This window comes from Paenibacillus sp. V4I7 (assembly GCF_030817275.1).
In the GTDB taxonomy this organism is placed as follows: Bacteria; Bacillota; Bacilli; order Paenibacillales; family NBRC-103111; genus Paenibacillus_E.
On the sequence record NZ_JAUSZD010000002.1, the window covers coordinates 4,688,889 to 4,701,902 of the forward strand.

The window sequence follows — 13,014 nt, forward strand, 5'->3', positions numbered from 1 at the left end:
CTAGATTCAATGAATCAGGAGCACGATTATATCTCCGTGCGATTCCTCGCTGTCTGCAACACAAAAACCCCCACCGGGGGTTTTTTACATATGAACATTTCTGGGATTAAGCTCAGCTTAGGGTTATGCTATAGCTTAATTGTTACGTTTCGGTGCCAATTCGATCGCCTGACGCAGAGCTTCCTTCATGCTCTGCTCGTCGGCTACCCCTTTGCCGGCAATATCGAAAGCCGTTCCATGATCGACACTGGTACGAATAATCGGTAATCCTACAGTAATATTGACCCCTGCTTCTAACCCAAGCACTTTGACAGGACCATGCCCTTGGTCATGATACATAGCAACCACAATATCAAAGTCCCCTCTTGTCGTTCTGAAAAAGAGCGTATCTGCCGGGAGCGGTCCTTGGACTTGAATTCCTTCTTTTTGCGCACGCTCCACTGCTGGGACGATCTTCTCATCCTCTTCACCGTATCCGAACAAACCATTTTCTCCGGCATGAGGGTTTATGCCACACACGGCAATTCGCGGGTTCACATATCCCGCCTTTTGGAGTGTTTCATAAGCCATGCGAATCACATTATATACGCGCTGCGGTTCAATCATTTTGACAGCATCAATAATACCTATGTGGGTTGTCACATGAATGACCTTCAGCTTAGGTGCCGATAGCATCATAGCAAAATCTTGCGTACCCGTTAATTCAGCTAAAATCTCGGTATGGCCAGGATAAATGTGACCGCTCTTATGCAGAGCTGCTTTATTCAAGGGAGCTGTACAAATGGCATCGATTTGTCCTTCATTAGCCATCTCGATTGCTTGCTTCAAGTACATAAAAGCAGCGTGTCCCGCTTCGGCCGAAACCTGACCGAAAGGCAGGTCGGTAGGCAGCAGATTTAAATCCAAACAGTCCACAACTCCAAAAGCATACTTCGCCTCCGATAGGGACGATATCGAACGAATTTGCAGCTGACTCTGGACAACGTGTCCTGCTCGCTCCAAAATTTTGGCATCTCCAATGACGAATGGGCGACAGCCTTCGTAGACATCCTTATCCCCCAATGCCTTCATAATGATCTCGGGACCGACACCTGCTCCATCCCCCATAGTAATACCAATGACCGGTTTCGTCATTTCTGTTTCTCCCCTTTCTCAAGATGGATAAATTGCATGGCATGTAATAAAGACTTTTTGTTTCCAAAAGCTCCAGCTTTGGTCACCGTCGCCAAACAATCCCCTCCAAGCAACGTTCCGTAAGGAATGCCTGGCTCCACTTCATTTTGCAGTTCAATACCATGTACGCCTAAGTTTCTGCAGACCGCCTTGGCCGTATCGCCACCAGTCAGTACGAGTCCCTTGAGCGGCACGGCTGAAACAACTTTGCTTGTAATGACCCCTAGAGTGTCTGCGATACGATTGGATACGTCCGAAGGCTCTAATCCTAGTTCTGCCCCTTTTTCTCTTGCTGCGTTTACCTGCTCAGGCGAAGTACCTGCGTGCAAAGAAACATCCTTCCCTTCGGAAAGGGCGGACAGTAATTTAGCTAGGCAACTTTCAATTTCTTGATCTCTCACTTCAGGTGTACCAATGGCTGCGAGCGGGTTCATTTCTAATGCTGTCACATTCGCTTGTTGGTTGACTTCCGCTACTTGCTCGCGAGTAATATTCGATATACTGCCGGCAACCAACATTACGGGTCCTTGCGCAGATGGTTTTTTGTGATGATTTTCTTGTTTCTGAGGACGATCCATCGGTAACAGAAACTCTGTTAAACCTGCAGATCCTACCCAGAGAACTCGGGAGCCGAATGATTGAATAAGTGCGGCGATGCGTTTCAGGTCCTCGTCGGTTTCAGCATCGAAAACGAACAATTTCGTGTTGTTCTTTATTGCGTCCTTAATATAGTGGCTCACCGAATCTAGACCGTCATGCAGCAAGGATAAATCAATATTGGCACAACTCTTCCCTGATTGTTTAAGGAGGATACGTGCGATGTCCGAATCCGGTACTGGAGTCTTCGGATCTCTTGCCATTTCCGTCTCATGAATAGGAATCCCATTCAAATAGTGAATCCCATTCACTGTCGCTCGACCAATTCTCGGAAATGCAGGTGCGATAAAAGCTGCCTCAAAACCGAAAGCATCCATGACGCCTTTGATTTCCTGTCCAAGGTTACCTCTAAGTGTCGAGTCCATTTTTTTATAAATCCAAGTAAAGCCCTTATCCTTTAGTGCGAGTGCAGCGCTTTTGGCTCTTTGATAGGCCATCTCTCCCGCTATGGAGCGGCTGTCCGTATCAATTACAATGACATCTATTTCATTGTCTACGTCCGAGATAGACATCCAATCAAAGATAACCTGCGTCTTCAACCCGTTTCTGGCAAATTGGACACCAGAGTCCGATGCGCCCGTCAAATCATCTGCAATAATGGATATCCGTTCCACTTTCCTACCTCCTTCTAAAAGTGTGCCGCCCTTTTTCAAAATATACGGAGTAGCTTTGAAGTCTATCGTTGATAATCATCATAACGCCAGGGATTCGTTCAATGGTCCGCCTTAATTCTCATAAGTGTTACCCCTATTTATTGTTTCATTTTGAAACACATTTGCATTTCGCAAGCGCTACATTTCTATTATACAAAGATTCTATCGATCAACTCAATAGTAATTATGTTTCATTATTCAACGTTTTGTTTAGCTTTCTCCACAACGTTGTGCGGTTGATGCCCAACCTTTTACAAGTTTGGGACTGGTTCATTCCTTCCTCCTGAAGGACATGCGTGATGATTCGCCGTTCAATTTCCTCCATAGTTCCTCTTAGATCTATTTGTGTGGAAGCCGTCGCTATGTTCAGGTTCGCAGATTGCCTATACCGATCAATCACCAACGCTGCTTCTTTGGATTCAACATAATTCCCTTTGGTTAATATAAGCATTTCATGAATTGCGTTTACTAGTTCACGCAGATTGCCCGCCCAATGATATTGCATTAGTTCATCCATCGCCGAATCGCGAAAACCTACGATCTGCTTGCCTGATTGTGAGTTATATGAGGCAATGATCACTCTTACAATCTCATCCAAATCCTCCACACGTTCCCTCAGCGGAGGGATCGTAAAATGAAGCTCACTAAGAGCCATAATGAGATCATGGTTAACATCAGCCCTGCTTCTCAGTCGGTTCAATGTGGTCGAAGAGGATGCTACAAAGCGGATGCTCTTATAGTGTTTAACGACTTGGAGCCATTTATCTTGCGCTACACGATCTAGCCTGTCCACATTATTCAGATATAAGGTCCCCGCGAAACCTGTTTCCGGCAAACTAAGCTCCTCTTTGGTGCCCATTAACAAACCATCCAATTCCTGTTCCGTCATCTCCTCGCACGAAATCATATAAAAACCCAGATCATGCCGCTTGCTTGCGGAATGAATTGCTTGGGCAAACATAGTCTTGCCCGTTCCCTTCTCCCCTGAAATCCAAACATTACGGTTGGTTTGTGCATACTTACTAGCCCGTAATATCGTTTTCTTGAGGATAGAACTCGAACCGACTAACTGATTAAAGGTAGTGATCCTTGAAGGGATATAAGCCGCAAATCTTCGCTCATTTCTCCAATTTTCAATGGAATCTAGGCTAACCAAGTAATGAAAAGGGCCTACTGTTCCATGAGCCGTGACGCTGACTTTATATTGCTGGTCGTTCACGTGAAGGAATTGCTGCAGCAGGTCCTTAGTGCCCGGCGTTTCTTCAAATTGTTGAATTAATTTATATAGGACAGGAAAAAGCAATTGTATACTGCTACCGCACACATCTTCTTCCGGCTTTCCGCCTATCATGTTACCTGCTGCCTTATTTATATATGTCACGTTCTTCTTTTGATCCAAAGCAAAGATAGCCCTTGCGTCGTTATCCAATATTTCCCGATAAAACATCACCTTTTCTTGCCCTCGTCTATATACATCAAAGACTCTACTCACTTCTTGAAACATGTCGCTTACCGATTCTCGTCCCGAAGTAATCAAGATCCCATGATAACCCATCTCCTGCGCGGCACGTACCGTAACGGCGTCGCCCAGTACGATTTTCACATCAGATTGAAAAGCTTGCCGCAGCGCACTCTTTACCTCCGACGGGTCCCCGATAGAAAATGTAGGGATTTTAAACTCTAATAGACTTGACACCTCTGACACAGCTTTACATATGTTAGGAAAACCGATGATGGCTACTTTGGAGTTTGCTTTCCTAACGAGCGTTAACACTCGTAAAATATCGTAACCAGATACAGGGATATCCACTACTGGAAGGGAAGAATGCTGGCGAATCAGGCTGGCCGTGCCTCCGCGACTTACGATCATATTGTAACCGCGTTCTTCAGCAAGCTGCACTAGCGGTATGGCCTCCTGCAGGTCAGCCACTTCCACATCCATGTGAATAGCTGTTTCTTCCTGCACCATCTCGAGCAAAAGATCTCTTAACCCAACGTAGGGAGCTATGGCTAAAACGTTAATTTTCATCTCCTGCACCCCTTAATCGTTTCATAATGAAACACTTTTTCTGAAATTATAATACAAAAGGCCACCCTTAGATAGAGTAGCCTTTTGTATTATCGTTCCCCAGCCCGCCTATGGTGCGACGGATTCATCGTAGCAGCACATTGTCGAATCTCCTGCTAAGTAAATATGAATTGCGGCCCTCATGGATGGAGTTCCCCCTCCGGATCCCAGCTGTCTATGCCGCTGAGCACAGTCTGTACAGTAATTGCATCTGCCTCCGCTTTTGTAAGATGCCGTGACCAACGTACCCGGCTCTCCGGGTCGGCTCCCGGCCCCTTTGTGCCGTATTCCCCGTAACGGGCCGTCAGCTCTCGTGCGGGATCACGCCAGTTATTCCAGCCATCCGGATGAATATGCTTCTCCATATCACATCGGAGAAACAAGACATGTGCATAAGCCCGCCAAGGCCTGCCTAGGAAAACGCTGTGCTCGGGAGCGGCTCCCGTCAACGAGCAGTTCAGAAATACATATCCGTAAGACTGCCCTTCGGGTGCATTCGATGCGGTAATATAGCCGGTTTTCGGATTCAAGCCGTTCATTTCATCGCCGGTACGGGTTATGCTTCGAATTTCGCAGCGTTCAAAAACGACCGTCGCCGAACCGAAAATAAAGTCTACCGTTCCTTCAATATAGGAATCCACGAAATAATGCCGTCCGTTCCCAGGTGTATACAGGGTATCCTGACGGCCTAGCAAGCGGATCCTGCGGAAGACGGCTTTGTCTCCCTCCGAATGCAAGGCAACCGCCTGACCCACAATATCCCCACAGCCCGCATCATTGCTTATCGTCAGGTTCTCCGCCTGAAACAGATCTGCATAAATGTACATGCTGCAGCTCTTGAAGGTACCGATCTCCTGTCCCTCGGCATCCTTCATGCGTGCGTAGTCGCCATATACCAACACCGTCTCTTGCTGGCTTTCACCAAGCAAGGTAAGATTCCGTTTGCTCTGTGGGACTATAAGCTTCTCCCGGTATATCCCCTTGCGGATATAGATAACAGTACGATTCTCCGAATGGTCAGGCACAGCGTTGATCGCTTCCTGAACAGTTCGAAAATGGCCGCCGCCGCCGGCATCCACTATGAGTTTGTCCATGTTTCTCTCCTCTTGTTCCTTTAAACTAAGCCGTCCATGGCCGCACAGGCCAGAATAAAGGCGCCCATTCCATGAAGGTCGTTTTCACTTACCGGACGGGAAATATAATTTTGATAGTCGCCTGCCGAAGTACCTATACAAATGTCCGGTACGACAAGACGACCCTCTTCATCAAAATAAACCCGCTCCGTCAAACCACGGAATCCTTGGCGCGCAGCTTCCAAGGCAGTTTCATCCACACATCCGTGCTGATACGCTTTAGAAATGGTATAAACGAACAAGCTGCTGCACGAGGTTTCCAACCAATTGTCTGGCCGATCCCCTTTATCCACTACCTGATACCATAACCCCGTCTTCTCATCTTGAAATCTGATTAGACCGTGAACGAAGCGCTGCAGCACCTGCCCCAATTTCTCCCGGCCGGGATGATCCGCCGGTAATTCGTCAAGGAAATCAACCAGCGCCATCCCATACCAACCAAGAGACCTACCCCAAAACTCAGGAGAACACCCGGTATCTGGATTCGCCCAAGGAAACTGTCGACTCTCATCCCAAGCATGATACAGAAGCCCAGTACGCTCATCCGACATATGCTTTCGCATTAAATGTTCCCAGTCAAGCACCATTTCTATCAGCTGTAGATCTCCGTACTTCCGTGCATAGATGACTGCAAAGACGCCACCCATGTACAGGCCGTCCAGCCACATCTGGTAAGGATATTTATCCTTGTGCCAAAAGGCTCCCTCCGTTGTTCGGTTCAAGGTGTTGAACAGCTGACGCAGCTTTTCCGCCGCCACCCGATACCGCCGATCATCAAATTCTTCATCCAACGTAAACAGAAGCAAACCGGCCATAATGGCATCCAGTTCATCTCGGGCAAAGAAAAAATTTCCATTCGAATCCACGAGAGAATCGACATAACCCTTTGGATAGTTCAGGTATACGTCATCCCCTGTTTTTTCCCAGACCTGCATCATTCCGTATAAAAAAATACCCGCATGATAATGCCACCTTTTGGCAGGCGGCAGCTCCTCGGGTTTAAATTTGGTCATCAAGGAATCACAGGCGGCTTTAGCCCACTCGACGGGCGTTTGCGGTAACGTATCTTTCATAAGACTCATGATAGGTAAAGCTCCTTTCGAGCAGCAATTATTCGAATAATCGTGTAAGAACGGGAAGCGGCTTCGGTTTCAATCCGGCTAGCTCATGGCATAACCACCGAATGAGAATCGCCTGCGTTCCCGCATTCATATCTCCCTCGGCGAGCCCCAATCCCAGTGGAACGGCGATCGGCATATCGGGATAAAATTCCTCTGCTTTCACCTGCGCCACATTAGGCGCAATGGGAGAATGACCAAGCTCTCTGGAGAATCCGCCGTCACTCTGCTTCAGTCTAATCATATTGGCCAGTGTGATTTCAGTTATTTCTCGCATGTCCTCAGCCGGAACTTTCAGCTTCATAGAAGACAGAAGATTAATAGGATTGCGGATATAGCACATATCTTTGGCATCGTCGTTTCGAAGTGAATATTGGATGCTTTGATACATTTCCCTGACCCGCGGAAGAGGAATTTGAAACCTGTTATAAAAAGTATGAAGCTTGAAGGTCCCCGAAATCCGGACATACCAGTCCCCCTCTCCCCATAGCCCTGTATGGCTGTCCTGAATGGAATCGAAATAGCCAAGTGCCTCCTTCAGAAACGGCTCCCGCTCCTCTTTCGTCAATTGTCCAAGGTACGGGGCTGAATTACAAAGCCGATCGCATCCACGCCAACTGTTGGCTAGACTAATGCTTCGAAGCCATTCTCCGTAAGCTTTTGGGGACTTCATATATTCAGGAGAAGCTTGCCGCTCCTTCGATAGGGGGTAAAGCGGAGCCCCTCCAAGTTTAGCCATGGAATGAAGGCTGTAGCCGATGCCCCGGCCCACCATAACATCGTCCAATCGCATGTTAGGGTCTTCATCATAGAAATTCCCGGACGTTGGATCCTGCTTCGCTTGATAAAAGCGTACCATACGTTCTTTGCGTTCCGGACTCAGTTTCTCCAAAATCCCGCAGCGCTCCATAATATTGACGGCCTGCGACGTAGACTCAATGTCAGGCGTGAATGTTCCTGATTCCTTAGAGCTTCGGGCATAGAAGAAGCCCCCTGTTGTCTCGTCGTACTGTCCTTCCAGCCATGTAAAAAAACCTTCGAATACCCCATCCATTTCCTTTAAAATATTCTCGATGCTTCGGTTCAACGCAAATCCTCCCCACTCTTTCGACCGATCGGCCGGTATCGGAATCGACGGAATATCACCGTTCCGTTACCTACGGCATCGAGTCCTATTCGTAAGCTTAGGAATCCGCCCAGCGTATTATGATGAAGTCCGGAGGCATCCACCGTTTTGTCATACTGATTCCAAATCATACCGTCCTCGCTGTAATGGAAGGAAACGATATGATGATCATTGCGAATACGTAATAAGGTGCTGCTCCCCTGCACCGGGATGGACCTGTAGTTCTTGAAGCTGCGGAAATGACGGACTCCGGACGTCGTAACTCCCAGACCGAGCTGGGCTTCATCGTTATAGTAAAGTACGAGCCGACCCTCCGCCTCATCGGTCGCGGCAATTTCTATCGTGACCTCATAGCTCTCGTCACCCGGCATATACAAAAGTGGCGAACCCTCTTCTTTTTCCTTCCGGCCGGCTGTAATAAGAGTTCCTTCTGAAACCCGAAAACGCTCCTCCGGAGGATGGCCGCTGCACTGCCACTGAAGCCCCAACTCTGTCCCGGTAAAGTCGTCCTCCTTCGGCATTCCGCTATCCGGTTCCGACCGCATCTTCATTGCCGTACCTGATGGTTTAAACCAACCATCCTCCGTAAACTCGACTGGCTCAATCAGCGTTTGCCGGCCTAATGTATGGAAGCTGTTCAGATAACCGTGATAGAACACCCACCAATCCCCATCCGGGGTATCGATCAAAGAAGCGTGTCCTTTGGACCACCAAATTTCGTTCCGAGATAACGTTCTTACGATCGGATTGTAAGGCGAATGCTCCCAAGGCCCCCAAGGGTTAACAGATCGTGACGATACGGCCATATGACCGGTAGGCGGACCCGCCGTCCCTCCCTCTGCAACGGTTAAATAATAGTACCCTTCCCGGTATGTCACTTTAGGACCCTCTAAACTGAAGGCTTCCACCACCCAATCCTCCGGATATTTCCAACCATCGTAGACATGTCTTGGCGATCCTATCACGGACAGACCGTCCGGTGCCAACTCTACAAAATCCCCGCCGGAGAGATGCAGATACCGCTTGCCGTCCGGTGCAGCAAGATGTCCCGGATCGATGCCCTTGATATTAAGATCGATGGGATCGCTCCATGGTCCTAATGGCGACGGTGCTGTGATTACCCAATTCGTCCGGTTTGCGGGGAAATAGATATAATAAGTTCCATTATGCTCTGCAAAATCAGGCGCCCAAACATCCCCGATATACTGACGAAGAGCAGCTGAAACCGGCTTCCAATTGATTAAATCCCGGGAATGCCAAATCAGCAGCCCCGGCAAATACTTGTAAGAGGTATGCGTCATATAATAATCACGGCCGACTCGAATAACTGATGGATCCGCGTAGTTGCCTCTCATTGCCTGCAAAGGATAAGCGCTTTTTTGCTTCATCAATGACAGCCTCCAATTCAATTACCCCTTAACGGAGCCTACTAAAGCGCCTTTAGCGAAATATTTCTGTAGGAACGGATAAACAATAAGGATCGGCAAAGTGGAAACCACAATAACGGCCATTTTTATCGTTTGCTCCGGCGGCTTGACGAACTCGTTGCTCGTATCAGCCGCCATACCGCTTGCCGCAATTACAATTTGGCGCAGCAGAACTTGAATCGGCCATTTGTCCGCATCATTCATGAACATAATCGCCCCGAAGTAAGAGTTCCAGTAGTTGACAGCGTAGAACAAAGAAATCGTAGCCAGAGCCGGCATCGATAGAGGCAGAACGATCCGGAATAGTATGCCGAAATCCCCGCAGCCGTCGATCTTGGCCGATTCCTCTACCCCGTCAGGCAAGCCCTGGAAGAAACTCCGTAATATAATCAGGTTGAAAGCGCTGATCGCTCCAGGAAGAATTAAAGACATATACGTATCGATTAATCCAAGGTTCTTCACGATCAGAAAGGAAGGAATCAAGCCGCCGTGGAACAGCATCGTGAACACAATCATCAGATTCATCGTTTTGCGGCCATCCAAATCCCTTCTCGTAAGGCCATAGGCCATCATTGAAGTGAGAATCATGCTGATCAGCGTGCCCACGACGGTAACGCCGATGGATACCCCCATGGCTTTGAACAGTGTGTTCGTTGAAAAAATATATCGATAGGAATCAAAAGTAAAAACGGTCGGGAACAGGACAAACGGTTTGCGTGCCATCTCTTCCGCAGTCGTAAACGACCCCATTACCACGTGAAGGAACGGAAGCAGCATCAAAATAGCGATAAGGCTAAGCAAAAGGATGTTGAAAAGATCAAACATCTTGCCGGCGAATGTTTTATCTGTAACCATAGTTAGTCCTCCTTCATATGTAGCGGTTCTTAATAAACACCGTCTTCGCCGAATTTCTTCGCCAGCCAGTTGGATCCTACCACGAGGGCAAAGCCGATGACAGATTTGAACAAGCCGACGGCGGTACTGAAGCTGAACTGCCCTTGTTTTAATCCTGCCGTATATACAAACGTATCCAGAATCTCCGCCACGTCTTTATTCATGGAGTTGAGGATCAGATAGATATGTTCAAAGCTGGTATCCAGCACATTTCCGATTTTGAGAATCAACAGCACCACAATGACATTGCGGATGCCAGGGAGCGTGATGTGCCAGATTTGCCGGAATCGGCCGGCTCCGTCCATACGTGCCGCCTCATAAAGGCCCGGGTCAATAGACGCCATTGCTGCTAGGAAAACGATGGTTCCCCAACCCGCTTCTCTCCATATCACTTGCAGAACATACATGGGATAAAACCATTCCGAGTTCATAAGGAAGTTGACAGGCTGTAAGCCGAGAATAACCATAATTTCGTTAATTATCCCTCCGTCCATGGTCAACATGACGAAAGAGATGGATACAATAATGACCCATGAAAGAAAATGCGGAATATAAACGATCGTCTGAACAAGCCGTTTAAAGTAACCATTCGCTACTTCATTCAGCATGACCGATAGAATAATGGGTATTGGGAAATAGAACACGATATTGACCACGAACACAATCAGTGTGTTCTTAAATATCTGCCAAAACCCAGGATCGGTAAACAACCGACGAAAGTGTTCCAGCCCAACCCACTCACTTCCCAAAAAACCTTTGTAAGGCTGATAGTCTTGGAATGCGATGACGAGTCCAGCCATGGGGATATATTTGAAAATAATAAAATATAAAAAGCCTGGTAAAACCATAAGATAAATAAATTTGTTCCGGAGAACCCTTTTCCAGAACGGGTTTTTCGCCTTTGGGACTGATGTCAGCTCAGACCGAGCAGCTATATGGTTCATGATGTGGGCCTTCCTTCCTTGTTGAAAGATAAGGCCGCTGAGTCATTCAGCAGCCTCCACCTTTTAACGCTGATTATTTTCCACCGTTATTTTTGAACTGCTCGTTGAACTCGTCGATGATTTTTTGACCGCCGTCATTTTGCCACTTCTTCACTGCCGACTGGAAGCCTGCCTCGTCAATTTTGTTCATGATGAACTGGTACGTAGCGTCTTTAATTTGATCCTGGAGCCGGGCACCCTTTTCATTGAACGTTTTGGAGTCAAGAGATACGGATGGGTCCGTTACCATAAATTTAACAGCTTCATTTGCAAGATTGTTTGCCTTCTCAAGAGCAGGCAGAGCGTAGAAGCTAGGTGTTATGTTTGTTGTCTCGTACAGCGCCATGTTCAGATAAGGTCTTACTTCCTTCTCAATCAGCTTGCTGTCCGTGGAAGGGACTACTTTGCCGTCTTTCAACGTATAATGCTCGTCCTTGAGACCGTATTTGAGTAGATCGGCTATTTCAGGAGAGTAGAATTTATCCATGACACCAAGGATGTTCTTCAATTCCTGTTCGGATTTAACGGAAGATTTCGGGAAAAGCACAACAGTTCCGTAGCCAGAAAGCCCCCAAGTAATGTTCTTGCCGTCAACGCCCTGAATGTCATTGGTTACCTCGTACTGCGCTTCCGGTATGTTTTTCATCGTTTTCTCTTGGAAGCCTTTGACATCGCCCATCGTCCCGATATATAGTCCTGAGCGGCCGGTGTACATCAGGTTCTGCTGATCCGTTTTGCTCGTAACCGGGAAGTCCTGGTTGATCAGGCCTTCATCGCGGAGCTTTTTCATAAACTTCATCGTGTCCGTATATCCCTTGGTCATGAATTCAGGAACGAGCTTGCCGTCTTGAGTTCCCCAGCCGTTCGGTGTTCCGAAATACATGGAGAGTGTTTTGAAGGCGCCGTACACTAAATCGTTACGGTCTGAGATAGGGATCGTTTTGCCGCCGCCGGCCAAATCCGCTTCTTTGAACTTTTTCAGCATGTTGTATAGTTCGTCTACCGTTTTTGGCGCGGAGAGTCCAAGCTTATCGGCCCAGTCTTTCCGGTAGATCAAGCCAGCGCGAGCCGGTTGTCTTTCCTGGTACAGAGAGTAAATTTTCCCGCTAACGGCTGTATTATTAAGGATTTTCTGATTCAAGCTCTTGAGGTTCGGATAATCCTTCAAGTAAGGACCGACTTCCCAAAACTGGTTATTCTTGATGGCATCGCGCATGAGGATAAAGGAAGCCGCGTTCTTCAAGTAAACAACCTGGGGGAGGGAGCCCGTTGCAAATGCAGCTTGGAACTTTTCATCATAAGAACCGTCCGGTACCCATTGAATGTCCAGTTCCGAATTTGTTTTTTGCTCAAGAACCTTCTCAAGCTTATCGGAAGGAACCTCGGTTGTTTGCAAATCGGCCATGATACTGATCTTGACAGGACCCTTCGGTGCTTCACTTGTTGCTTTCGCTGCTTCGGAACCTGTGTCTGTTTTACTGGCGCATCCGGCCAGCATGGAAACTGCCGTCAGTGCGGAAAGGATAATGGCGACTTTCTTCTTTGTCATCTTGTGGACCTCCTTGAATTGGTGTTGATGGATGTTGATGGCTTAATCATAATGAGAAGCGCAGATTACGTATATAATCATGAGATTTGTCTGTGAAATTACAGGCGATACTTGATCTTTTATAATCTGATGATTATTTTTGATTTGAAGTGATTATTGCCATCCAGTCCTATTTAAGGGAACTCAAGCGCGCTATACCTCTTTCATATTCCGGATACATCTCGGATAGATAC

The 13,014-nt window shown here is 47.4% G+C and carries 10 protein-coding genes; all 10 read right to left on the reverse strand.

All coding sequences use genetic code 11. From position 1 onward, the window contains the following. Positions 1-135: 135 nt before the first annotated feature. The gene (pdxA, locus tag QFZ80_RS22460; protein ID WP_307561111.1) at positions 136-1,134 is read right to left on the reverse strand and encodes a 4-hydroxythreonine-4-phosphate dehydrogenase PdxA; all 999 of its coding nucleotides are present in this window, start codon (positions 1,132-1,134) and stop codon (positions 136-138) included. Then, a complete protein-coding gene (locus QFZ80_RS22465) occupies positions 1,131-2,444 on the reverse strand; it encodes a four-carbon acid sugar kinase family protein (protein ID WP_307561113.1) in 1,314 nt (437 codons plus the stop codon). The genes pdxA and QFZ80_RS22465 overlap by 4 nt, the downstream gene beginning before the upstream one ends. Before the next feature lie 223 nt (positions 2,445-2,667). After that, on the reverse strand, positions 2,668-4,512 hold the full coding sequence (locus tag QFZ80_RS22470; RefSeq protein ID WP_307561115.1) for a sigma-54-dependent Fis family transcriptional regulator: 1,845 nt from the start codon (positions 4,510-4,512) through the stop codon (positions 2,668-2,670). Between the two features lie 179 nt (positions 4,513-4,691). Next, positions 4,692-5,645 carry a pectinesterase family protein gene (locus QFZ80_RS22475; RefSeq protein ID WP_307561117.1) on the reverse strand — a complete coding sequence of 318 codons (954 nt, stop codon included), beginning with the start codon at positions 5,643-5,645 and terminating at the stop codon, positions 4,692-4,694. A gap of 20 nt (positions 5,646-5,665) precedes the next feature. After that, on the reverse strand, positions 5,666-6,766 hold the full coding sequence (locus QFZ80_RS22480; protein ID WP_307553969.1) for a glycoside hydrolase family 88/105 protein: 1,101 nt from the start codon (positions 6,764-6,766) through the stop codon (positions 5,666-5,668). A 28-nt stretch (positions 6,767-6,794) separates the two neighbouring features. Further along, positions 6,795-7,889: a hypothetical protein gene (locus QFZ80_RS22485; RefSeq protein ID WP_307561119.1), complete on the reverse strand. Its 1,095-nt coding sequence runs from the start codon at positions 7,887-7,889 to the stop codon at positions 6,795-6,797. Next, a complete protein-coding gene (locus tag QFZ80_RS22490) occupies positions 7,886-9,316 on the reverse strand; it encodes a family 43 glycosylhydrolase (protein ID WP_307561121.1) in 1,431 nt (476 codons plus the stop codon). Before QFZ80_RS22490 ends, QFZ80_RS22485 begins: the two co-directional genes overlap by 4 nt. 21 nt (positions 9,317-9,337) lie before the next feature. Further along, on the reverse strand, positions 9,338-10,210 hold the full coding sequence (locus QFZ80_RS22495; RefSeq protein ID WP_307553963.1) for a carbohydrate ABC transporter permease: 873 nt from the start codon (positions 10,208-10,210) through the stop codon (positions 9,338-9,340). A 29-nt stretch (positions 10,211-10,239) separates the two neighbouring features. Continuing rightward, on the reverse strand, positions 10,240-11,193 hold the full coding sequence (locus QFZ80_RS22500) for an ABC transporter permease (RefSeq protein ID WP_307553961.1): 954 nt from the start codon (positions 11,191-11,193) through the stop codon (positions 10,240-10,242). A gap of 73 nt (positions 11,194-11,266) precedes the next feature. After that, positions 11,267-12,781 carry an extracellular solute-binding protein gene (locus QFZ80_RS22505; protein WP_307553959.1) on the reverse strand — a complete coding sequence of 505 codons (1,515 nt, stop codon included), beginning with the start codon at positions 12,779-12,781 and terminating at the stop codon, positions 11,267-11,269. Positions 12,782-13,014 lie beyond the last annotated feature (233 nt).

Coding starts and splice junctions, on each gene's coding strand:
- pdxA (WP_307561111.1), bottom strand. CDS start 1,134: ATGACGAAACCGGTCATTGGTATTACTATGGGGGATGGAGCAGGTGTC.
- QFZ80_RS22470 (WP_307561115.1), bottom strand. CDS start 4,512: ATGAAAATTAACGTTTTAGCCATAGCTCCCTACGTTGGGTTAAGAGAT.
- QFZ80_RS22475 (WP_307561117.1), bottom strand. CDS start 5,645: ATGGACAAACTCATAGTGGATGCCGGCGGCGGCGGCCATTTTCGAACT.
- QFZ80_RS22480 (WP_307553969.1), bottom strand. CDS start 6,766: ATGAGTCTTATGAAAGATACGTTACCGCAAACGCCCGTCGAGTGGGCT.
- QFZ80_RS22490 (WP_307561121.1), bottom strand. CDS start 9,316: ATGAAGCAAAAAAGCGCTTATCCTTTGCAGGCAATGAGAGGCAACTAC.
- QFZ80_RS22495 (WP_307553963.1), bottom strand. CDS start 10,210: ATGGTTACAGATAAAACATTCGCCGGCAAGATGTTTGATCTTTTCAAC.
- QFZ80_RS22500 (WP_307553961.1), bottom strand. CDS start 11,193: ATGAACCATATAGCTGCTCGGTCTGAGCTGACATCAGTCCCAAAGGCG.
- QFZ80_RS22505 (WP_307553959.1), bottom strand. CDS start 12,781: ATGACAAAGAAGAAAGTCGCCATTATCCTTTCCGCACTGACGGCAGTT.